This is a genomic window from Rhodococcus globerulus NBRC 14531, assembly GCF_001894805.1.
In the GTDB taxonomy this organism is placed as follows: Bacteria; Actinomycetota; Actinomycetes; order Mycobacteriales; family Mycobacteriaceae; genus Rhodococcus_F; species Rhodococcus_F globerula.
This window is the reverse complement of the sequence record NZ_BCWX01000002.1, coordinates 855,394-876,285: the sequence shown is the minus strand read 5'-3', so window position 1 is coordinate 876,285 and position 20,892 is coordinate 855,394. Positions and strand designations below refer to the sequence as shown.

At 60.2% G+C, this 20,892-nt stretch carries 24 protein-coding genes and 1 pseudogene; 15 read left to right on the top strand and 10 right to left on the bottom strand.

The genetic code is table 11. The features are described from left to right. Window positions 1-138: 138 nt before the first annotated feature. The 3 genes from RG2_RS12675 to RG2_RS12665 form a co-directional block, all read right to left on the bottom strand. On the bottom strand, window positions 139-624 hold the full coding sequence (locus tag RG2_RS12675; protein WP_033236155.1) for an FBP domain-containing protein: 486 nt from the start codon (window positions 622-624) through the stop codon (window positions 139-141). A gap of 81 nt (window positions 625-705) precedes the next feature. Then, window positions 706-1,332 (bottom strand): hypothetical protein, encoded by a 627-nt coding sequence (locus RG2_RS12670; protein ID WP_033236154.1) that lies wholly within the window; start codon window positions 1,330-1,332, stop codon window positions 706-708. A 24-nt stretch (window positions 1,333-1,356) separates the two neighbouring features. Further along, entirely contained in the window at window positions 1,357-2,379 is a 1,023-nt protein-coding gene (locus RG2_RS12665; protein WP_033236153.1) for an Rv2578c family radical SAM protein, read from the bottom strand. A 99-nt stretch (window positions 2,380-2,478) separates the two neighbouring features. On the opposite strand from RG2_RS12665, the gene RG2_RS12660 reads away from it, so the two are divergent. The 3 genes from RG2_RS12660 (at window position 2,479) to RG2_RS12650 (ending at window position 5,283) form a co-directional block, all read left to right on the top strand. Next, window positions 2,479-2,844: a RidA family protein gene (locus RG2_RS12660; RefSeq protein ID WP_033236255.1), complete on the top strand. Its 366-nt coding sequence runs from the start codon at window positions 2,479-2,481 to the stop codon at window positions 2,842-2,844. 61 nt (window positions 2,845-2,905) lie between these two features. Further along, window positions 2,906-3,799, top strand: coding sequence for a DUF5995 family protein (locus tag RG2_RS12655; protein WP_033236254.1), 894 nt, complete (start codon window positions 2,906-2,908; stop codon window positions 3,797-3,799). A 50-nt stretch (window positions 3,800-3,849) separates the two neighbouring features. Continuing rightward, on the top strand, window positions 3,850-5,283 hold the full coding sequence (locus RG2_RS12650) for a putative nucleotidyltransferase substrate binding domain-containing protein (RefSeq protein ID WP_230590338.1): 1,434 nt from the start codon (window positions 3,850-3,852) through the stop codon (window positions 5,281-5,283). Window positions 5,284-5,367: 84 nt separating this feature from the next. Here RG2_RS12650 and RG2_RS12645 read toward each other — a convergent pair whose 3' ends face one another. Both RG2_RS12645 and otsB read right to left on the bottom strand, forming a co-directional pair. Then, complete coding sequence (locus RG2_RS12645; protein ID WP_033236152.1) at window positions 5,368-5,919, bottom strand: LysM peptidoglycan-binding domain-containing protein; 552 nt, start codon at window positions 5,917-5,919, stop codon at window positions 5,368-5,370. Between the two features lie 371 nt (window positions 5,920-6,290). Continuing rightward, window positions 6,291-7,085 carry a trehalose-phosphatase gene (gene otsB / locus RG2_RS12640; protein ID WP_033236151.1) on the bottom strand — a complete coding sequence of 265 codons (795 nt, stop codon included), beginning with the start codon at window positions 7,083-7,085 and terminating at the stop codon, window positions 6,291-6,293. Between the two features lie 100 nt (window positions 7,086-7,185). Here otsB and RG2_RS12635 point away from each other — a divergent pair, with 100 nt between their 5' ends. The 3 genes from RG2_RS12635 (at window position 7,186) to RG2_RS32280 (ending at window position 9,151) form a co-directional block, all read left to right on the top strand. After that, window positions 7,186-7,515 (top strand): type VII secretion target, encoded by a 330-nt coding sequence (locus RG2_RS12635; RefSeq protein ID WP_051730690.1) that lies wholly within the window; start codon window positions 7,186-7,188, stop codon window positions 7,513-7,515. After that, window positions 7,512-8,858 carry a hypothetical protein gene (locus RG2_RS12630; protein ID WP_033236150.1) on the top strand — a complete coding sequence of 449 codons (1,347 nt, stop codon included), beginning with the start codon at window positions 7,512-7,514 and terminating at the stop codon, window positions 8,856-8,858. Before RG2_RS12635 ends, RG2_RS12630 begins: the two co-directional genes overlap by 4 nt. 158 nt (window positions 8,859-9,016) lie before the next feature. Continuing rightward, window positions 9,017-9,151, top strand: a complete 135-nt coding sequence (locus RG2_RS32280; protein WP_255285223.1) for a hypothetical protein — start codon at window positions 9,017-9,019, stop codon at window positions 9,149-9,151. Between the two features lie 40 nt (window positions 9,152-9,191). Here RG2_RS32280 and RG2_RS32700 read toward each other — a convergent pair. Beyond that, window positions 9,192-9,454, bottom strand: a pseudogene (locus RG2_RS32700) (hypothetical protein); the annotation flags it as partial. Window positions 9,455-9,677: 223 nt separating this feature from the next. Here RG2_RS32700 and RG2_RS12625 point away from each other — a divergent pair. Continuing rightward, window positions 9,678-10,418 carry a thioesterase family protein gene (locus RG2_RS12625; protein WP_051730680.1) on the top strand — a complete coding sequence of 247 codons (741 nt, stop codon included), beginning with the start codon at window positions 9,678-9,680 and terminating at the stop codon, window positions 10,416-10,418. Window positions 10,419-10,471: 53 nt separating this feature from the next. On the opposite strand, the gene RG2_RS12620 is transcribed toward RG2_RS12625, so the two are convergent. Beyond that, a complete protein-coding gene (locus RG2_RS12620) occupies window positions 10,472-10,687 on the bottom strand; it encodes a hypothetical protein (RefSeq protein ID WP_133637961.1) in 216 nt (71 codons plus the stop codon). A gap of 247 nt (window positions 10,688-10,934) precedes the next feature. Here RG2_RS12620 and RG2_RS12615 point away from each other — a divergent pair, with 247 nt between their 5' ends. Beyond that, window positions 10,935-11,354, top strand: coding sequence for a hypothetical protein (locus RG2_RS12615; protein WP_033236147.1), 420 nt, complete (start codon window positions 10,935-10,937; stop codon window positions 11,352-11,354). Between the two features lie 172 nt (window positions 11,355-11,526). On the opposite strand, the gene RG2_RS12610 is transcribed toward RG2_RS12615, so the two are convergent. Next, window positions 11,527-11,775, bottom strand: coding sequence for a hypothetical protein (locus RG2_RS12610; protein WP_133637962.1), 249 nt, complete (start codon window positions 11,773-11,775; stop codon window positions 11,527-11,529). A 266-nt stretch (window positions 11,776-12,041) separates the two neighbouring features. On the opposite strand from RG2_RS12610, the gene RG2_RS12605 reads away from it, so the two are divergent. After that, window positions 12,042-12,473, top strand: a complete 432-nt coding sequence (locus RG2_RS12605) for a hypothetical protein (protein WP_051730679.1) — start codon at window positions 12,042-12,044, stop codon at window positions 12,471-12,473. Window positions 12,474-12,919: 446 nt separating this feature from the next. Here RG2_RS12605 and RG2_RS31785 read toward each other — a convergent pair whose 3' ends face one another. Next, window positions 12,920-13,066 (bottom strand): hypothetical protein, encoded by a 147-nt coding sequence (locus RG2_RS31785; RefSeq protein ID WP_155276695.1) that lies wholly within the window; start codon window positions 13,064-13,066, stop codon window positions 12,920-12,922. Window positions 13,067-13,357: 291 nt separating this feature from the next. Here RG2_RS31785 and RG2_RS12600 point away from each other — a divergent pair, with 291 nt between their 5' ends. Then, the gene (locus RG2_RS12600) at window positions 13,358-13,648 is read left to right on the top strand and encodes a MerR family transcriptional regulator (protein WP_033236145.1); all 291 of its coding nucleotides are present in this window, start codon (window positions 13,358-13,360) and stop codon (window positions 13,646-13,648) included. A 343-nt stretch (window positions 13,649-13,991) separates the two neighbouring features. On the opposite strand, the gene RG2_RS12590 is transcribed toward RG2_RS12600, so the two are convergent. Beyond that, window positions 13,992-14,738, bottom strand: a complete 747-nt coding sequence (locus RG2_RS12590; RefSeq protein ID WP_033236143.1) for a GAF and ANTAR domain-containing protein — start codon at window positions 14,736-14,738, stop codon at window positions 13,992-13,994. A 968-nt stretch (window positions 14,739-15,706) separates the two neighbouring features. Here RG2_RS12590 and RG2_RS31780 point away from each other — a divergent pair. The 5 genes from RG2_RS31780 to RG2_RS12565 all read left to right on the top strand — a co-directional run bounded on the left by RG2_RS31780 (window position 15,707) and on the right by RG2_RS12565 (window position 20,827). Then, a complete protein-coding gene (locus tag RG2_RS31780) occupies window positions 15,707-15,850 on the top strand; it encodes a hypothetical protein (protein ID WP_155276694.1) in 144 nt (47 codons plus the stop codon). Between the two features lie 437 nt (window positions 15,851-16,287). Then, window positions 16,288-16,557 (top strand): DUF4235 domain-containing protein, encoded by a 270-nt coding sequence (locus tag RG2_RS12580; RefSeq protein ID WP_033236141.1) that lies wholly within the window; start codon window positions 16,288-16,290, stop codon window positions 16,555-16,557. Window positions 16,558-16,695: 138 nt separating this feature from the next. Continuing rightward, on the top strand, window positions 16,696-16,878 hold the full coding sequence (locus RG2_RS12575) for a hypothetical protein (protein ID WP_133637963.1): 183 nt from the start codon (window positions 16,696-16,698) through the stop codon (window positions 16,876-16,878). Window positions 16,879-17,240: 362 nt separating this feature from the next. Beyond that, on the top strand, window positions 17,241-19,376 hold the full coding sequence (locus RG2_RS12570) for a catalase (RefSeq protein ID WP_084724321.1): 2,136 nt from the start codon (window positions 17,241-17,243) through the stop codon (window positions 19,374-19,376). A 263-nt stretch (window positions 19,377-19,639) separates the two neighbouring features. Then, on the top strand, window positions 19,640-20,827 hold the full coding sequence (locus tag RG2_RS12565) for a zinc-dependent alcohol dehydrogenase (protein ID WP_033234652.1): 1,188 nt from the start codon (window positions 19,640-19,642) through the stop codon (window positions 20,825-20,827). Window positions 20,828-20,892 lie beyond the last annotated feature (65 nt).

Here is a 20,892-nt window from a genome sequence, read left to right as displayed (position 1 = left end):
TTGATCGTGCCACGTCCGCGCCCGTTCTCGCCGATTTCCGCGGGGAAGCTGACAGTGGTTTCGTCAAGCTGGCACGGCTTCCGGCACGCTGAAATGTGTGCTCACTGTTTGCAAGACGTGTTAGCTCCGACGCATCTACTACCGCAACATGGCCACAAACGCCGCGATGTTCGTAACCACGCGGTCAGCCTTCTCCTGCTCGGTGAGATTTTCCTGATACCGGTTGCCTGCCGACGGCCGCCGCTTGTTGCGCGCATACAGCGGACAGGCCAGGTCAGTACACATATAGGTGCCAATGGTGTCGCCGCGTCGGCCGGCCTCACCGATCTTGGCGGCGGTCAGCAGTGACACTCCCCCGCTGCCATGCGTCGTAAGGCAAATGGTGCACATTTGTGCGCGTCCTGATTTGCCGGTTTGGTATCGGAGGGCGATACCGACTAACTCGTCGCCCTGCGGGATCACCAGATATCCCCGCCCGGGCATGGTCGGATCATTCCACCCGAAGAAATCCAGGTCTTGCCATGGCCGCTTCTCGAGATCCCGTGGCACCGGCAACCGTTTTGCGTCACCTTTCGAACAATTCACGAACGACGCGCGAATTTCGCGTTCGGTGAGCGGCAGCACGGTGGAACTCCATTTCGACAGTTGAATCAGGCCGAACCGACGCTACTCACGATCGTTACCTCGCGCAACGTATTTTCCGGGCTACGCGATCTCATCCGTCTCGAGGTCGACCACCAAGAAATCCTCCCGGCGTGGCCCCCACTCCCGGTCGGTTAGTTGATAGGAACGCAATCCCTGCGGCGGGTGCGCCAACTCGTAGAACTGTTCGGTCCCGGAAACGAACTGCATCGATGCCCACCCCCAGCGCGAACCGTGCGGTTGCCGCAGATCAGGCTGCATATCCGAAACGATGGACACTAGTCGAAGTCCACGAACAACTCCTGAAGTAACGGCGTCCGCGTCGAAATCCCGCCAGGCCTGCGACGCATTCGAATTCTTCCGCATCGTGCCCGCACGTAGATGCAGCGCACCGGACACCTCGATCTGCGACGGAATCGGTAGATCAGCGTTGAACGTGAACTGCAGATTGCCCACACCGCCGATCGAAGGTTGTTGTACCACATCAATATCCGGGTCTGCAGTCAACCGCCGCACTATCGGATTCGAACTTCGGCGAACGTCCACGACACACGACCAGGTCGGCTCCAACGCAGCCCACCTCCGCGGACTGTCAGGGTTCCACGACAATCCCCAACGGATGGTTTCTCCCAACTTCGGCGGCACAAACCACCGAAACCGTAACCAGTCGATCACCACCGGAGTGTTCATGCCTGACCGTACCAAGCAGCGTTCTCAGAAAAGCGTCAATGCCGCTCCGGCACCGACCAATTCGCGTTCAACCCGCGGTCTCTCGAGCTCACGATGCTGCGAGGGTCCCGCCAATCCATGACGCTCCACCAGCGGTTCGACGCGCTTCTTGAGCCAACTCTTGTACTCCGGCGTGACGTAGGCACCGCGTCCGTAAAGTTCGCGATACCGGCGGATCAGCGCGGGATGCTCTTGCGCCAGCCAGTTCAGGAACCATCCGCGCGTACTGCCGCGAAGGTGCATCGGAAAGACCGTCACGCCGGTGGCACCGGCGTCGGCGAGTGCGGCAAACAGTTCGTCGAGGTGCTGGCTCGAATCTGTGAGGAACGGGATGACCGGCGCGACCATCACGTTGCACGAGAATCCGGCGTCGGTGATTGCCCGGATCATCTCCAGTCGAGCGCGCGGCGATGGTGTGCCAGGTTCGATCTGCTTCTGTAAGACGGGATCGTTGATCGCCAGCGACACTCCGATACCGACATCGACCTGGGTGGCAGCCATTTTGAGCAACGGCAGATCTCGGCGCAGCAAAGTCCCTTTCGTAAGGATCGAAAAGGGCGTACCGGATTCTGTCATCGCTCGAATGATGCCGGGCATCAATCGGTATCGGCCTTCGGCCCGCTGATACGGATCGGTGTTGGTGCCCAGCGCTACGGGCTCACGCTTCCATGACTTTCGCGCTAATTCCTTGCGCAGAACCGCCGCAACGTTGGTCTTCACGACAACTTGCGAATCAAAGTCCCGGCCGGCGTCGAGGTCGAGGTACTCATGGCTCGGCCGCGCGAAGCAGTACCGGCACGCATGGGAACAACCGCGAAACGCATTGACCGTGTAGTTGAATGGCAACGTCGATGCTTCCGGCATCTTGTTGAGCGCACTCTTACACAGCACCTCATGGAACGTGATGCCCTCGAACTCAGGCGTCTGCACCGAGCGGACCAACCCGGCTCGCTCGAGCCCGGGCAACGCTCCGTCGTCTGCATCCAATGCCTGACCCGACCACCTCATAACCCCAAGTCGAACACTTGTTCTATGCTATGTCAAGATGAACCGTGGAAGCGACCCGTGCTTCACCACGGTCGATCAGTTGTTGGCAGAATCAACGCCATGTCCAACAGAATCAACATCTCGTCCGGTTCCGAATGGGAGCCGAAGATCGGTTACTCCCGCGCCGTCCGCATCGGCAATCAGGTTGCGGTTTCAGGCACCACCGCCCCCGGCGAAACCCTGAACGATCAGACCCGTGCCGCCCTCGACACCATCAAGGCCGCACTCGAAGAAGCCGGCGCTTCGCTCGGCGATGTCATCCGCACCCGCATGTACCTGCGCGACATGTCGCAGTGGGAGCAGGCCGCACTCGCTCACGGTGAAGTATTCGGCGACATCCGTCCGGCTACGACAATCCTCGAGGTCAGCTCGTTGATCGACCCCGCTCTACTCATCGAGATCGAAGCCGACGCAGTTCTGAGCTGACTGCAGTTCTGAGCTGATTGCCAACCCGGCAATCATGAATCGGTTCAACTACTGTGAGCCGATGAAATCGAGCCGAATCGTGACCACAGCGATCGCACTGAGTTTCACATTCGCTCTACTCTTGCCCGGATCCGTAGCTGCGGATCCGGGCAAGAATCTATCCATAGCCTGCGGAACTCCACTGACTGCCGGCGAGGTCGAAAGAATTGCGTACCTCAGCGACGTATCGACGCTGCACGGAGAAGGCCTCGAACGCTTGGAGTCCGCAGTCGAGCGGCATCACCAAATCACCACAATCCTTGTATCACATCATGATTGGCGCGGACTCTTCTCGATCGGTCTCGATGCCGTCGAACATGAGGCGGTCATGCCCCTGCAGCGCGATCCGGCCGCATTCACCAACAGATCCTGGTCAAATTCAGTCAGTTACGAACTATTGCGCCGCTATCTGACCAATATCCACGCCGAATTCACCGGCGCTCCTACCGATCCCGCATGGAGCAACTATTACTTGTTGACGCGCCAATGCGACATCAGTCCCGCGCGCGTCGCCATGGCAGGCTACAACGCACACCTCACAGTCGATCTCGCCTACACCGTGGCCACCGCTACCACCCAGCCCGTCGATATCCCCGATTTCTACAAGATCGTCGATTCCATCGCGACAAAAGGCGGTTCGATAGTTTCCGACACCAAAGCCGAATACGGCGCCGACTTGGGCCCACTGTGGCGGTTCTACTTCGTCGGTGAGGGGCTCGATCGGCTGACCGGAAACTCCGAACCGTCCCAGCTTCTGCTCAGGGCCGCCGACAGTGGATACAACACGATCACGTTGACCAACGGTTTTGCACTACAGAACCCGTATACGAAGGCCGGCACCGAACAGGAGATCGACGCACTGTGGCGCACTACCGACGTCGCGCTCGACGCGCTCGCACGCCTTGGCGGCCTGTGACGCCGCGACCGACATGACGATCAATCGGACATGCCTGCGACAATGGAGCCATGACGGGCTACACCGCGCGAATCTCGGTACCGAACCCAGCCATGCGTGCGGTACGAGATCTGTTGCGGGGACCGGCAATTGTATGTTCCGGGGAATCCTCCATCCGCGATGCCGCTGTACTGATGACCGAAGCCGGGCGTCGAGCCGTCGTAATTCCCACAGATGCAAGCACTTACGGAATCTTCACGGAGGGCGATCTGCGCAGCCGAGTTGTTGTCGGAGGAATCGACAGCGCTCGCCCGGTCTCCACGGTGATGACGCCGTCTGCCGTGACGGTGGATCCGGATCGACTCGGAGCCGACGCTGTCACGGACATGCTCGAACACGGATTGCGCCACCTTCCCGTCGTCACGGCGTCCGGCGAACTTCTGGGGGTGCTCGAACTGAGCGACCTTCTGACGTCGGCAACAAATCAGGGCTTCGAACTTCGCGCCGCCCTTGCGACTGCCAAGACCGACGTCGAACTCATTGCCACGGCCCGAGCTGTACCTGAGCTGGTCACCGGCCTGGTCGACGCACGGGTCTCACCCATCGATATCAGTGGCACGCTATCGGTCTTGATCGACGTGACGGTGCGGCGCGCAATCGAACTGGTGGTGGGCGGCGACGAACGCCCGGACTTTGCCTGGCTGTCACTCGGCAGCGCGGCCCGGCGCGAGGCTCTGCCGTCGTCGGACATCGACAGCGCGTTGGTGTGGGGCGGAGAGTCGCACCGCGAAGGTGCGGATGCGGCGCAGCGGATCCACGAGATTCTCGACCGGTGTGGATTCCCTCGCGACGCGCAGAACGCAGTCGCAACTCAGGCACGATTCGCACGTACGCTCCCGCAGTGGCGCCGCGCCTTACGCAAGTGGGTAGCCAATCCCTATCAGGACCAGGCCCTCGTCATGCTGTCGATGCTGGCAGACGCCCGCGTTGTTGCCGGAGATCCTGCCCTCGATCCGAGGCCCGAAGCCTTGGATCAGTTACGCCTCAACCCGGCCGTCATGCGACTACTACTTCGAGAAGCCGTGGGCGAGAAGGCAAAACTACATTCGTTGCGGGACGTGGTGACACGCCGTACCGGTACCGTCAACCTGAAATCCACAGCTGTTCAACCGATCGTGAATATCGCACGCTGGGCCGGCACGTCCGTAGGCGCACGTACGAGCACCACCGTCGAACGCCTGAAGGTTGCTGCCGACACCGGTTTCCTCCCCGCCGACGACACGCGGGTGCTCATCGAGTCTTTCGAGGTTCTCCAGCAGATCCGAGTCCGTCACCAGACGGATCAGTTTGCCGCCGGCATGATGCCCACCGACGAGATCGTGGTCGCGGACCTCACTCCCCTCTCGCGCAGCCTGCTCGGCAATGCGGTGAGAGAAGTAGCCGGGGTGCAACGCCGACTCGAGTACGAGGCATCAGCATCCGCGCTACCGGATATCGAACCCTAGATACATCCGAACTGCACAAACGCCGAATGTGTCCGGAGCGCAATCGCTCCGGACACATTCAGAAGTGTTCAACCACAAGGGTGGTTAGACGGACAGGCTCTGTCCGGGGAAGATCAGGTTGATGTTTGCGACCTGACCTGCAAGAGCGTCGAGCGAGATGCCGTGAGCTGAAGCGATCGAAGACAAGGTGTCGCCGACCTGGATCACGTAGTTGCCGCCGGTAGTGGCAACAGGAGCGGATTCGACGCTGGCCTCAGCCGTGACGGGTGCAGAAGCCTCCTGGTAGGTGGCTGCAGTGGTTCCGCCGGTCAGGTACTGGCCGCACACGGGCCATGCGCCGACGCCCTGGCCTTCGAGAACGTTCTCGGCGACGCGGACCTGCTCGGACTGGCTTGCGTTGGCAGCGTTGCCCGATCCGCCGTATGCCTCCCACGTGCTCTGCGTGAACTGCAGGCCGCCGTAGAAGCCGTTTCCGGTGTTGGCTGCCCAGTTTCCGGAAGACTCGCAGTTCGCGACTCCGGACCAGTCGTGGCCGGCTGCGGAGGCGGTGCCGGTGCTCATCGCGAGCGGGATGGCTACTACTGCGCCGGCTGTTGCAACTGCGCCGAGGGCGCGCTTGAAAGTAATGCTGGTCATCAGGTAAATCCTCTCCGCTACCGCGGACGACATCGGACCTGGCACATGTGTGCCGTATCGAACGACTCGCCTGTTTCACTCCTGCCCCGCGAAGGTTTGGGGAGTACCGGACCCGCGGGGCAGAAGCACGCAGTTGCGGGCCGGTGTTTGTCCGGCTGTTTCGGACTGCCAACGACGCTAGGCGATGGTCACGGAAAGGTCACGGAGCAATTTTTTGGCACGCCCGTATCATTAGCCCGCCCGAAATCGGCAGAAAATTGCAGGTCGGAGGTTTGATTCGAGCTTCAACCATACCGATCGTTATCCATCCGTTACGTGACGACCATCACAGACTTTTTGTGACTCGCCGCACGGAAATCACGGCCTTGTTATCAAATTTGTGCATCGAGAACCGTCGCCAGGTCCTTCATCCACACCAAGAACTCTTCCGGATCACTGAACGCAACCCCGTCGACTGCGGCAACTTCCGGCGCGATGTCGACGCCGCCGACTACCAATGCGTCGCCGCCGAGCGCCAACACGGCCGCAAATGCCGGCAAGTCACCCCGGTCGTCACCCGCGTATGCCACCGCATCGACGCCAGCGGCCCGGATCGCCCGCTGCAATCCCGTCCCCTTGTCCTCGTCTACAGGAGCGCGCAACTCCTCAACGAGCTTGCCCGGCTCGCGGCGCAGCCCGGTCTTCGCTGCGACCTCACGCACCACATGCTCCACGAACGCCGCAGCGGCAACTCTCTCGCGTGCCTGCCGCCAATGCACAGCGACGGCAAGCCCCTTTCCCTCGACGTGAATCCCTGGGACGCCTGCGGCATCAATCATTCGCCGTAGTTCGGCCTCTGCCTCCGCAACCGCCGGCTGCCACTGCGCTACGGCCGGCAACACTCGAATTTCCCCGTCAACCCACGTCTCGACTCCGTACGAGCCCATGAGGACAACATTCTCGCCGGGCACCCGCTCACGAAGGAAAGAGACGGGACGACCGGAAAGCAAGCCCACCATTGCGAGATGACGTGACAGCGCGTCGAGTACCTCGGCGGCGCCCGGCAAGAGAGCGCTCGCGGCCGGATCGTCGACTATCGGAGCGAGAACCCCGTCGAAGTCCATCACCAATCCGGAACGGGTGGGATCGGACGCAAGTCGGGCAATAACGTCCGAAGCAGTTTTCATGGGTTCAGTCTCTCAAAGGTGTCGGCACACACGAACATGCACTCGACCAATTCATTCCGTTAGAGTCCTGCGAAGACGCTTACCAACTACGGGGGTAATGATGAGCGAGCTTTCTGTCGTCACCGACGACATCCGCACGTACGGCACTACAGCAGCAGAATCTGCCGGTCAGGTTGCCCACGCCGCGGTAATGGATCTGAACGCCAACCTCGCAGCCGTAGCACCGGCAGTCGGGCCCGTCGGACTCGAGTTCCTCGAAGCCTTCGCACGTGCACAGGCGACGCACACCAAAGACGTTGCGGCACTTGCCGCGTACTATGCCGGCACTGCTGCGACGGCCGGTGCGGCCGCGAGCACATACGACGGCACCGACCAGGCGGGCGCCGCCGACCTCCGACGTACCGCTGCCACCAACGGGGACCTTGCATGAGCACTCCGGACGACCCTACGACGGTTCTCGAGTTTCTCCAGGGCAGTGCGCTTGCACCCGTTCTCGGCCTGGAACTGCCCGAGCCCGTCGAGAACTCGGCGATTCCTGATTTCCTCATAGCGCCGCCCACGCCGGAACTCCCGCAGAGCGCCGCCGATCTGATCATGCAAGGAATTTCACTGCCGTCCCTGCCCGGCGTGGACCAACTGTTCACACCGCTGATCCAGCTTGCGCAGAGCCTCGGTTCGGGGGTCTTCAGTGGTGTTGATCCGGTCAACGTCCTCAGTTCGGCCAGTGCACTCATCGACAAGGCAGCCGGACTGTCCACACAGGGGCTTTCCTCAGTGAGCCAAACATGGAGCGGCGCAGGTAACCAGGCCGCTACACAGATCAACGAGGTAGCTCAACGCAGCGGATCAGAGCTCAGCGATCGCGGGAATGCAATCTCCCAAACCACTGCTGCAGCGGCGGAATCCGTGCAGCGTGGCAACGCTCAATTGGCGACCATCGCACAATCATTTGCCTCGGCAGTGGTAGCGGCAGCGCCGATAGCGTTGACCCCGCCCGGGCAGGCCATGCTGCTCGCGGCAGCGGCAGAACACATGCAGGCGGCCATCGCAGCAGTAAATGCGACCCGCTCGGAAATGCTCGCACACACTGCCACGATGAACTCCCTTGCCGGTTCGATCCCGGTTCCGGCACCACCAGTCAGCGATGCACTCGCTGCAGCTGCACCGCTCGCCCAACAAGCATCAGAGCTGATGGACGGCGCTACCGCTGGAGCTACACAATTACAGTCCGCCACCGGTGGTTCAGCAGCCGGCGCCACACCATCCGGACCGGCGCAGACCAGCGCAGCGCACGCCGCCGCGGCATTGAACTCGGGCGTCGACAAACTCTGGGGCACTGGAAATCCGTTCGCCGCTTCGGGCGCAGGCGTGTCACACCAACTCGGAAGTGCGGGTGGTGCAATCGGGCCCGCGGCCACCACCCGCGCGGGCAGCGGAACGTTCGGAGCCTCCTCAGGTGGCGGTGGCGTCGTCGGACCTTCAGGAATTGCAGCGCTACAACCCCTTTCGTCGACCAGCCAATCCCCTACCCCCTTTGCGCCGTCGGGAACTGCTGGTGGTGCAGTGACCGGCACGAGTCCAGGAGGCGCCATGATGGGTGGTGGAGCAGGAGCGATGGGTGGTGCCCGGGGGCAACAGGACAGTTCGAGGACCACACCGGGTTACCTGATCGAGGTATCGGACAACAACGCTGTCATCGGGGATCTCCCCATGGTCACTCCCGCGGTGATCGGATCAGAAGATCCCGACCAGGCATTGTTCACCGGGCTCTGAGACAACCCACACACTCGACGGGTACGTGCACACTACGTTCGAGAGACGTTGAGCCAGCGGGTGACTGGAGTCGATTTTGTCCGATATGAGTAACACTGGCGAATGTGTGGGCGATTGAATCCGTGAATGGTCGTCCAAACGAGAGCAGGAGTGTGCATATGGGTTCCATCGACATTCTCAATTGGCTTCACGAGGGAGCAAGTGCCGGAGACCCCATCAGGGGTCCGCTTTACGTAGTGGCGTTCATCGCGATCGGACTGGTCAGCGTACTGAGCGGCGGAGCCGTGATCTAGGCGTACCTGGCAGTTGATCGTCGATGTGAGAAATTTGGGGTCACGAGCGTCGGGGGTCGAGGTCCACACGGTCAGCCTTGGTATCAGTCAGTCTTCGACGTACTCGACTGATAGACCTCCCCCTGACGCATTCCTTCGCAGCGAAGACGGCGATCGCCAACGCCGCAATCTGATCTGGGACCAGCCGAACAGGCTGTTGAGCACAAGGCCTACCAGCAGGACAGTCGAGAGATACGTAAAGCGAAGTGTCTGCTTCGAATCCGCAACTGCCAACGCCGAGCCGAGTTCGCGGTGCGTCGACCGACACGTACGAAGCCAACGCGAAAGCGAAGATACTGCGCCATCAGCAATATCCGTCAGTATCAGTATCAACGAGACCGATCGCATCCTCGAGAGCGCGCCCGATCCGTGGATCAGTAGGTTCATATCCACCTAGGCCTGGCTTGTAATTACCATAGTCAGACCTTAGGGTTCTGACTATAGAAAGCACAAGTCAGATGTCAGCCGAACTACGGGAGCCCTCGATATGACTGTCACCACCACGACATCGCACAGCGCCACTTTCGAGGCGAGCTGGAAGAGTTTCGACGGAATCCATGGTGGCCTCCTCGTCGCGAGCATGATCCGAGCAGCAGTCGACGCCACCGGCGCCTCGCCTGCCGCGGTCAGCGCGCACCTCGATCGGCCGGTCCCACCCGGCGTAGCCGCCCTGACAGTCGATGACGTGCATGGCGGCCGTACCGTCAGTTGCCGGGTCGCACTTGCCGATTCCGCTACCGCGCTCGTTCGTCTCGCGCGCGATGTCGGCCACACAGTCCGGACGACCTCATCAGTGGAACCGGCCTCTGACGACCCGTCGACTCTGCCACGCCTCGAGATACCGATCGACTTCGTACCGTTCTCACAGCATCTCGACATTCGCCCGATCAACGCCGCCCGACCGTTTGCAGGTGGCGACTCCCCCGAGTTCGATGTCTGGATTCGCTTGCTCGACAATCTCGATTTCACGACGACAGAGCGCTCTGCAGTCCTACTCGACGCATTGCCGCCCGGGCTTTTTGCGACCCTGACGATGCCTGTTGCAATTCCCACCGTCGAGTTCAGCGCACATTTTGCTCCCACCACACCGTCGGATTCACCGTGGCACCGCCTGCGCCATCGCACCGTGTGGGCAACAGACACGCTGTGCGTCGACGAGACCGAATTATTCACCGCAACAGTCGAACTCGCGGCCCAGGCGAGACAGCTGCGTCGGATACTGAACTGAGAGCCGGACCTGACCGACTTCGGCGCAACACTGCTCTGATTGACCTGGTTTTGCTACGAGCCGTCCTCGAACTGGTACCACGGGCCGCCGACATTGATGAGCGAGAGCAAAAATCGCGTGCCACCGGGTAGCTTCACCAGCCATACCAGCTTGGCCGCGACGATAACCAACAAATCCGGTGCGGCGACAACAACGATTCGTGTCGTACGCCAGGTACGGAAAGGCCACCATGCGAAGTACGGGCCGAGCAGAACAAACATTGCAACCACGGCGCCCACTGGAACGACGTATCGGTGAGGGTCTCGTCACGAAAGGTGTAGTGCTGGGTAAACAGCGGAAATCACCTAACCTACGCGACACTCGGAAGCGATGGAAACCAATTCGGGAGCCTGGCAGATCAGTAACCCAGCGACCCAACTTCTCCAATCCGAGAGCTCGGACTCGCCTTGCCACGACTGCAGTCCGGGTGAAGGATGGGCGCGACACCTAATTTCCCGCCTGCTGGAGGGCACCGTAATGAATCTCGTTCGCCGACTGGCCATCTGCTCGTCCGTAGTGATCGGATCGGCTCTGGCGCCGGTAGCCGCGGCCTCCGCTGCAGTCACCGTTCCGTTCCAGATCGATCCGGCTCCGTACGGGAACCCGAATGGCAGCTTCGACGCACCCGCGGTCCGCTGTGTGGCCGTGGTCGGCGAACAAGCGGGCACGCTGAGGATCACCGGAGGCAAAGAAGGCCGGTGGGGGTGCCTGCTCTCGTCGGAAGTGCGCTGGTTGAACTTGTCGACCGGGACGTCCGGAACCGCCCGACTGTCTGACGGACTGCACGGATACCCGGCCGAAGCGACCCTGCAGACCGGCACCGGGCAAATCGCAGTCGCGGTTCTATCTACGGCCGGAACGATTACCCCTGGTGTCGCAACCTTTTTCGTTCCGTAGGTGATCGCCACACTCTGAGCCGCCGGACCCCGATATCCAACGGGCGCAGATTTACAGCCATGCACCTCAACGATTCCGCAGACGGGTCTCGCGGCCTGAAATAGTGATGTCCCCCGCGGGTTGCGGTCCAGCGCTTTTCGAGCGCTGGACGCTAGTCTGCTCGGCAAACTCTTCAATTCAGATCGTTATCGCAATTCACAGGACCGATGGACGGACTCGGGCGCTTTGCCGGCCCGTTTGCTTGTCGTCCGAGCCGGGCGCAGACCGCGTCTATTCCACGTCGTGCGAGACCGGCCGGATCGCCAGGCCTTTCCATGAGCGTCTTGAACAGTTTCGGCTCGAAGTTCGGGTGATACCACAAGCCGCTGTCAGCGGCCGGGCCGGGATGCTCGACGTAGGTGACGGTAAACGGTGTGGTCATGGTGTCCACAATGCACAGGCAACAGAGAGGAACTCGTCGCCACGGGCGTAGCCGTCATCTTCGAGTAGGTCTACGAGTGCATGGTTGAGCGCCACAGCGCATCTCTGAACACCTGCATCTCTGACCACCCAAAGATGGGCAGCATGGGTGTATCCGGTCTACCTGAGATAGGATCACTCATAGTTCCTCGTCAAGCCGCGGCAACGAACTGTCTTCATCAGCCATTGCAATATTGCAACGGCCACGCCTAGACAGGTAGGACAGCCATGCCCCTTACGAAGAAATTCTCGGAAAAGTACAACGACGCACTGATCGCATTGGCCACCGCTACCCATCGCCCCGCCAACGTGGTCAACCTTGCCGGTGACTACGCCATCCGCGTCGACCTCGAATACAACCGCTACGTCCTGGCCACCAACACCGGCCGGGGCCTCTCGGACGAGCCCGATACAAGTGGATCCTGGACGGTTCGTGTCTTTCAAACCAACATCGAGTCGATACCGGACACACTGCTCGGCGAGGCTGCAGACCCATGGCTCGTAGACGCGTTCGATTCCGCACTCACCCGCCTCGAAGCCGACGGTAACAAGATTGTCGCGGACGCAGACTTCGGTGACATGGCACGGCCTGATACAACCGCATCAACCGATGTCATGGCACCAGCTCAAGCCGGGTCGTCAGTCGTGTCGCTCAGCTGAGAGATCGCGGCCAGAATCGAATTCTCGGCTTCCAGCAAGAAATCGTTCGATTCCAACGAGCGTGATTCCGTCATCGATCACCTCAGTGCTGGGCCCATGTCGGTGTGGGCATCGAGTTGCCTTCATGGTTCCAAAACTTCTGTTGCGGAGGAGCATTGGGCAGGACTGAACCGATAGGCGACACTTTGCCATTCAACGGGCACTTGCCATTCAACGGGCACTTCTCCGTGAGACTGCCGTCCGGTCGGGCGAAATCGGGAAACACACCCGCCCGGACACGCTATGGAGACCCCGACGGTCGATCCGCTCTCAAAGCCATCAAACAACGTTCGAGCGATAACCCCTCAGAGATTTGGACCTGCGAAGATTTGGACCTGCGAACCCGGGATCAGCGAGATATGGCGTTAGCCGCAAAAACCGGCCATCGTGTTGTTTCGGCCACCCGCTCAGCCGATATCCACGGTCAACTCTTCTGATACGGGATGCCCGAATATCTTGGCGGCGATTCCTAGCGCGGGTTCCGGCGTGTTCACGGTGGAACTGCCCGAGGCAATGTCGCCGCTATGAGCGAACGGGATGTCGATCGCCGTCATCGCGTTCGCGAGGTGAAGGGATGTACGAGCGCCCGTCTAAGCATCCACGTTCTTTAAATCTACATCGGCCAACACAGATAATTCGCATGCCCGAAAGAGCAACAACTTAGGCGAGACCTTTCCCGAAAAGACTGATGCACGCCCTGAACAGCTGAAATGCGGGAAACTCTGGAGGTAAGCCAGTGCCGACTGAGCCAAATCTACACCCGTAGATATAGATTTTATGGTCACAGATGTTAAGGTCGCGTGACAACCCATTACGATCAGCCGATTACGATGAGGAGGTTCACCGTGACTTTCGAACGTCAACCGCCCTCACTGCGCGGCGTGTACGGGATCTCGGTGATGTCGGAGTTGTCCGGCATCGGACCGCAGACCTTAAGGCTCTACGACCGAAGAGGGTTGTTGACCCCGACGCGCACCGATGGCGGAACCCGCCGCTACAGCGAAGCGGATCTGACCACGCTACGTCGCATTAGCGAATTGATCGCCAACGGAGTGAACTTAGTCGGAATCGGATTGATCCTCTCACTCGAGGCCGAGAACGCAGCTCTTGCGACGCGGATCAATCAGATGCACTAATCGGCCGACGCTCAGCTTTGATTGTCGAGACCGGCGACATCAGCTGGGAGTGACGTCGCGGGGCTGCTGATACTCCCGAAGTCAACATCGGCAACAACTTGTTGCCGAGAGCCTCAAGGTGATGGAGGGCAGAATCGAAAGCGTCGACGAGCCTTTGGTGTGTCGCTTCGGCGAGACGTTGATCCGATACGCCGTCGATTTCGGCCTGAAAGAATCGAACCAACGGGGCCGAACTAGGCGCACTCCCTGCCCGATGGGTCGCCGGCCACGCATCCATCAGGCAGAGAGCAGCGAAACTGCTCTGCCACAACATTTCCCAGCGAAACACTTCCCATATTCGGCGTTACTCGTTACCAACCGGAACCTCGCGGAGGACCACCCTTCTCGCCAACTCGAGCACGGACACGTTCATCTCCTGCGAGAGCGTTCGAAGCATCTGAAACGCCGCTATGGCATCGACGTCGAAACGTTCCATGAGCATGCCCTTGGCTTGGCCGATCAGATCACGTGAGGCCAGCGCACTGCGAAACTGCTCACCGCGACGTGCACTCGAAAGCGCAATGGCCGCATGGGTAGCCAGATTGATCGCCTGCTCTTCCGTTTCGGCGTCGAACCCGCCGGCATTGTCCGAGAACAGGTTCAACGCGCCGAGTTCGTCGCCATCGGTATAAAGCTGGATCGACAACACAGACCGAACCGGAGTCTGCTCCCACACCGCAGTCATAAACGCGGGCCACCGCGAATCCGAAATCACGTCGACTATCCGCACCGTCTGACGAGACCAGATCGCATCGAAACACGGCCCCTCACCGTGCTCGTGCTGCAATTCGTCGAACCGCGTCGGCACTCTACCGGTCGCTTCAGCCGACTCGAAATGCTCAGGACGATGTCCAGGACGATGGCGGCGCACCAAGGTGATCCCCGCATGATCGACACCATGGAGCAGTTTCACCGCAGCCTCGGCGACCTCCTCGAGCACCTCCGACGGTGCCATAACACCACCGGTAAGCGTTCCGTGCACCGTCCGCGCCACCTGCGAAATCCGCCCATAAACATCCAGAACCGACTTCTCCGATGTCTCCACTGCCATTCTTCCTTCCACCCGCAGTGTCACCATAAAAATCATCTACGCGCAGGTCGGAGCGCCGACTCCCGACCGGGATCGAAGAATACTCGAACTCCCAGCCCACTCCATCATCCGGGCCGACGAACTGCCGGCACATAGTGAGCCCGCCACATATGGCGATCGACGAATGCCACCGGTGCCGGGCACCCGAGAACACACCGCCGCGAGTCTTACCGCCTAGTCGAGCGTCTCACCCAGTAGCGGCCGCGCCGGATCCCGCAGCCTTGTCGATCGCCCATATCGACTCCGAAGGACCGCACATCCGACTGCACTAACTCGCCACAGAGGAGAATCCCGGCCCCTGGCACCGCTCACCTCTCACAGTCGATGTGTCAACTACAGCGAGTGGCGTCGACATTCGGCTACCGCCGACAATCAGTGCCGAACCTATGACTGCGCAAGCGATTACGCAGCGACTACGTTCCCAATTGCGAGTGTTTTTCACCAGATAACGTTCGGCTGTATCGGTGAGCCGGAAACATCTAACCCGCGTGGAAATTGGGGTCCACCGCCAGCTCCGCAGCAGACTCTTCCTACTCAGTGAAACTGTCGGATAATCCATTGCGCAACACGTTTCTCGCCCCAATCTCGATGTGCACTGCACGACCGGCAGGGCATCAAGCAGCACCGCTTCAATGTCACTGCAGACGTTTCAGGCACAATCTGCGACCCGGAGCTCATCAATCGACAGCAATAAATCTATCCCGTAAGACACAGATTTCACGGAAGGGGAAGGGGAGGTTTCGCCCCCCAAATGCGACACAAACAAGCATTTCATCTGGCAACGGCCCAAAAACTGGTGATGCAAACCATGTTTTCGCCTCCAGTTTCGCCCGTCCAGGCTTGCCAATTATCTACTTCTCCTGATATAGATTTAGAGCGCCTGAAACTGCACATACTGCCGCTACTGCACACTTGGCTTCAGGAGGACGATGACAGCGATCGACATCCAGTCCGCTCGGCCCGGCGCGATCAAACCCCGGAAGTTCAACTGTGAACACCGGGAGCTCGAGTTCCGGATCGCCCCGATGTTCGGGGACCCCATGAGGAAGGAATTGGCCGCAAGCATCGGCTGAACAGACAGAGACGATCTTTGGCGATGATGCCGCAACTGCACGCACACATTCGCGCGAACAGTTCGACATCTCAAGAGAGGAAGACGTATGTCCGATTCACGATACCGGGACTGAGCACTGACGACGGCGCGAACGTGGCTGCAGTGCCGCAGAAACGACTGAGCGCATACAACCATCCACACCTCACCGAAGACTTACTCATCAGCCAAGAGTCAGCCGACAAAGCGCGCCAAGACTGAACCCGCCGTTGTACGGCGTTCAGCCGGATAGCTACCGGCGATAAGTGAGGAGAACTCCGGAACCGTGACGCAACGCGAACATCGCATCTTCCAACGGCAGCAACGCTTGTTGCCGGGTTCGATCATGGCAGAACATCGCTCGGCGCCGCAGCGATCGCTTCCTTCTAACAGAACGACATCAATGGAGGAATTCACACAATGAGCGCAATAACCAAAGCAATGTACAAACCGCTTTCCCTCGCAACGAGCGTGATTGGTGGAATCGCCGCTGGAGCGGTGTTTCAACAGATCTGGAAGCGCGTCGGGCATGACGAAAAAGCCCCCGACCCGCAAGATCTCAACAGATCGAGCAAAGAAGTCCTGATCGCGGCGGCGCTCCAGGGAGCAGTTTTCGCCGTCGTGAAAGCAGCAGTGGACCGAGCTGGCGCAAAAAGCTACCGGGCTCTCACTCACGAGGACCCGATGTGAACTTCAGCCACTTCGCGCATGAGACACGTCGAGCATCGTCGCATCTCGAATAACTGAATGCCAGGCGCGAAACATGGACGGCAGCAACGATAGTCGATTCCCCTCGGCCGACGAGCCGAGATGAACCCCGGAGGTACTTTGACCGACAAGCAAGCACGTACAGGCGAGGGTCCACCCGACGACATCGAGACTGTCCACACAGATCCCAGCAGCGAAAACGCAGTCGGGGACGTGCAATCGGATCCTTCCGGCGGCGAAACCTGGTCCGACGAGGGCGGCGCCACCACACAAGGACCTGCAACCGATCCACACTCGCGATAGAGCGGACCAGAGGCGATACCCGCACCGCAGGAAGGTTTTCTTGGACAAGCTACCGCACCGTACCCGACGTGCGTGATGATCAGAAATAGGCAGCGTTCGGGGATTCCAACGATATTCGCTGATCCACAAAACATCACTGGCCCGTACCACCGGGTTGAACAGCAACACGCATCGCTGACGGAGTGAAATGCGGGCGAGCCAAAATTTCCGCGATTGATCCATTCGTCGAGGTTCACCCCGTACCGACACTTCATCGGGAACGGAAAAAGCCCTACCGCAAAGTGCGCTCCCGCGCTCTCTCCACGACACATATTTCTGACAAGTTTCTGACAGAGAATCGAGGAGTCATCGTGTCCAAAAAAATATCTAAAAAGAGCCCTCCGATCTCCGGAGCGCCCGGCCAGGCGACTCCGCCGCTGGAGGAACCGGTCAAGCCACGCATTCCGTTGCCCCCGAAGGCCGATCAACGCTCCCCTCAACTGCGCACTGCGACAGCCGCAGCTGTCGAAGGACCACCGTCGGCGCGCTCGCAGCAGGGCGAATATCTGACCACCGCACAGGGCGCCCGCCTTTACGACACAGACCACTCCCTCAAAGCCGGAGAACGCGGCCCAACTCTGCTCCAGGACCACCACTTACGGGAAAAGATCACCCACTTCGATCACGAGCGGATCCCCGAGCGCGTCGTCCACGCCCGCGGCGCCGGCGCCCACGGAGTGTTCCGCGCCTTCGGTGCCGCTGAAAAAGTGACTAAAGCAGGCTTCCTCCGCAGAGGAGTCGAAACCCCCGTATTCGTCCGCTTCTCCACAGTGCTCGGCTCACGCGGCTCCGCAGACGCGGTCCGAGACACTCGCGGCTTCGCCACCAAGTTCTACACAGCCGAAGGAACATTCGACCTGGTCGGCAACAACATCCCGGTCTTCTTCATCCAAGACGGAATCAAATTCCCCGACATCATCCATGCCGCGAAACCACATCCCGACCGCGAGATCCCGCAAGCACAAAGCGCACACGACACGTTCTGGGATTTCGTCTCCCTCCACACCGAAGCCACCGCGCACACCCTCTGGAACATGTCCGACCGCGGTATCCCCCGGTCGTATCGAATGATGGAAGGATTCGGCGTTCACACCTTCCGGCTTCTCAACGACGACGGAGAAACCTCGCTCGTGAAGTTCCACTGGAAGCCCCGCCTGGGCGTGCACTCGGTGGTATGGGAAGAAGCACAACTGATCAACGGATTCGATCCCGACTTCCACCGCCGCGATCTCGCCGACGCCATCGAAGCCGGTGCGTACCCGGAATGGGAACTGGGCATCCAAATCTTCCCCGACACCCCCGAGCAGATGTTCGAGGGCATCGACCTCCTCGATCCCACCAAGTTCGTTCCTGAAGAACTGGCCCCGGTTCAACCGATCGGGGTGATGACGCTCAACGCGAACCCGACCAATTTCTTCGCCGAAACCGAACAGATCGCCTTCCACCCAGGGCACCTCGTGCCCGGTATCGACGTCACCGACGACCCGCTACTACAGGCCCGCCTGTTCTCCTACCTGGACACCCAGATCAGCCGGCTGGGTGGACCCAACTTCGGTCAGATCCCGATCAACCGCCCACACGCACCGGTCAACGACACGTTCCGCGACGGAATGCACCAAAGCGCAGTACATTCCGGTGTCGCCCCCTACAAGCCGAACTCCCTCGACGGCGGTTGTCCCTTCATGGCCGGCGCAGAAGTCGGCGCATTCGTCGAAGTACCGGTAGCGCTCGAGGCCGCTACAAAACTTCGCGGCGCGCCAGCAACATTCGACGACCACTACTCACAGGCGCGCCTGTTTTACAGCAGTCTCACTGTCATCGAACAAGACCATGTGGCACAGGCGTACACCTTTGAACTAGGAAAGTGCTACGAACAAACGATCAAGGAACGAGCCCTCGGTGTGATCGCCAACATCGATCCCGACCTGTGCGCGAAGGTCGCCGCGGGCCTTGGCCTCCCGGCCCCGAAGCCGTCCGTCCCGTTCGACGACGCACCGACACCTAGCCCTGCCCTGTCCCAGATCGGCGCGCAATGGCCGGTCACCGGCCGGGTGATCGGCATCGTCGCCGATGAGAACTCCGACCTCGCCGCAGTCACCGCAGCGGTGTCAGCTATAGCAGCCGACGCAATGGTGCCATTGGTGATCGGCCCCCACGGCGGTGAATTGGTCTCGGACTCGGTCACTGTCCCCGTCTCGCGCACCTTCGATACCGCACGATCGATCGAATTCGACGCTCTCCTGCTCGCCGGGGCACCTGCAGACCCACGAGTGAATATCCTCCTGTCGGAAATGTTCCGGCACGGCAAGGCCATCGGCGCATGGAATGACGCGACGGAACTTCTCGAAACCGCAGAACTCACTGCGGCGGACGGCGTCGTGACCGGCGAGGACAGCGTATCGGTACTTGAACAAGTGGTCACACTGCTCAAGTCGCATCGAGTATGGAGCCGACTCTGACAAGTTGTCAGTGAGCGGCTCCCGGTGCGGCCGAAATCGGCAGTCACGCTGCACCGCCGAGGAAGATCAGTTCTGTAACTGCAGAGGAGCCATTCTCCGTCGTTCTTCTTCGTACATGGGGATGGTTCCCCATGTAAACCCATAGCCCTGGAGACTCCAGGGCACGTGACGAGCCACTGATGGCCCGGCCGATTTTGTTTGCACTTCAGTCGTTTAGGGCAGGCGAACGGCGACAACATTCCAGCGAGAAGAGGTCGATCAACGTGCGCGCAGTTACATGGCAAGGTAAGCGGAAGATCAGCGTCGAAACAGTTCCCGATCCCACCATCGTCGAACCCACCGACGCCATCATCAAAGTCACGACCACAAACATCTGTGGATCCGACCTACACCTGTACGAGACCTTGGGCGCGTTCATGAACCCGGGGGACATCCTCGGTCACGAGCCCATCGGGATTGTCGAGGAGATCGGATCCGACATCACTGATCTCGAAGTCGGTGACCGTGTCGTCATCCCCTTCCAAATTTCATGCGGCAACTGCTTCATGTGCAACTCCAGCTTGTACACGCAGTGCGAAACGACGCAGGTCCGTGACCAAGGCACCGGCGCGGCATTGTTCGGATTCTCCGAACTTTACGGCTCGGTACCAGGCGGACAAGCTGAGTACTTGCGGGTCCCACAAGCGCAGTTCACTCATATCAAAGTACCTGAAGGACCTGACGATTCACGCTTCGTCTACCTTTCCGACGTGCTGCCGACGGCCTGGCAATCGGTTGAGTACGCCGCAGTGCCACCGGGTGGTTCCGTGACGATCCTCGGCCTCGGACCGATCGGAGATATGGCCGCTCGCATTGCTCAACACAAAGGGTTTCGAGTCATCGGCATCGACCGGGTACCCGAACGCCTCGCACGCCTGGAAAAGCGCGGCGTTGAAACACTCAACCTCGACGACTACGGCGACAAGATCGGCGACGCCGTCCGCGCTCTCACCGACGGCCGCGGAACGGATTCCGTGATCGACGCTGTCGGCATGGAGGCTCACGGGTCGCCAATCGCGAAGCTCGCGCAGCAATTCATCGGACTACTTCCCGACGCGATTGCCGCACCGGCAATGCGCACCGCCGGTCTCGACCGTTTAGGCGCGTTGTATTCGGCAATTGACATCGTCCGACGCGGCGGAACGATCTCGGTGATCGGCGTGTACGGCGGAAAGATCGACCCACTTCCTCTGATGACTTTGTTCGACAAGCAGATTCAACTGCGAATGGGCCAAGCCAACGTCAAGAAGTGGGTCAACGACATCATTCCGCTCCTGACGGACGACGATCCCCTCGGAGTCGACACCTTCGCAACCCACCAACTGCCATTGGAACAGGCACCGCACGCGTACGAGATCTTTCAGAAAAAGCAGGATGGAGCAGTCAAGATTCAACTGAAGCCTCACCTGTAGCAACCTGCGAGCACCTGCTCGGCTTCGCATGTCACGCAGTAGGTGGTCGCACAGTCTGGAAACGC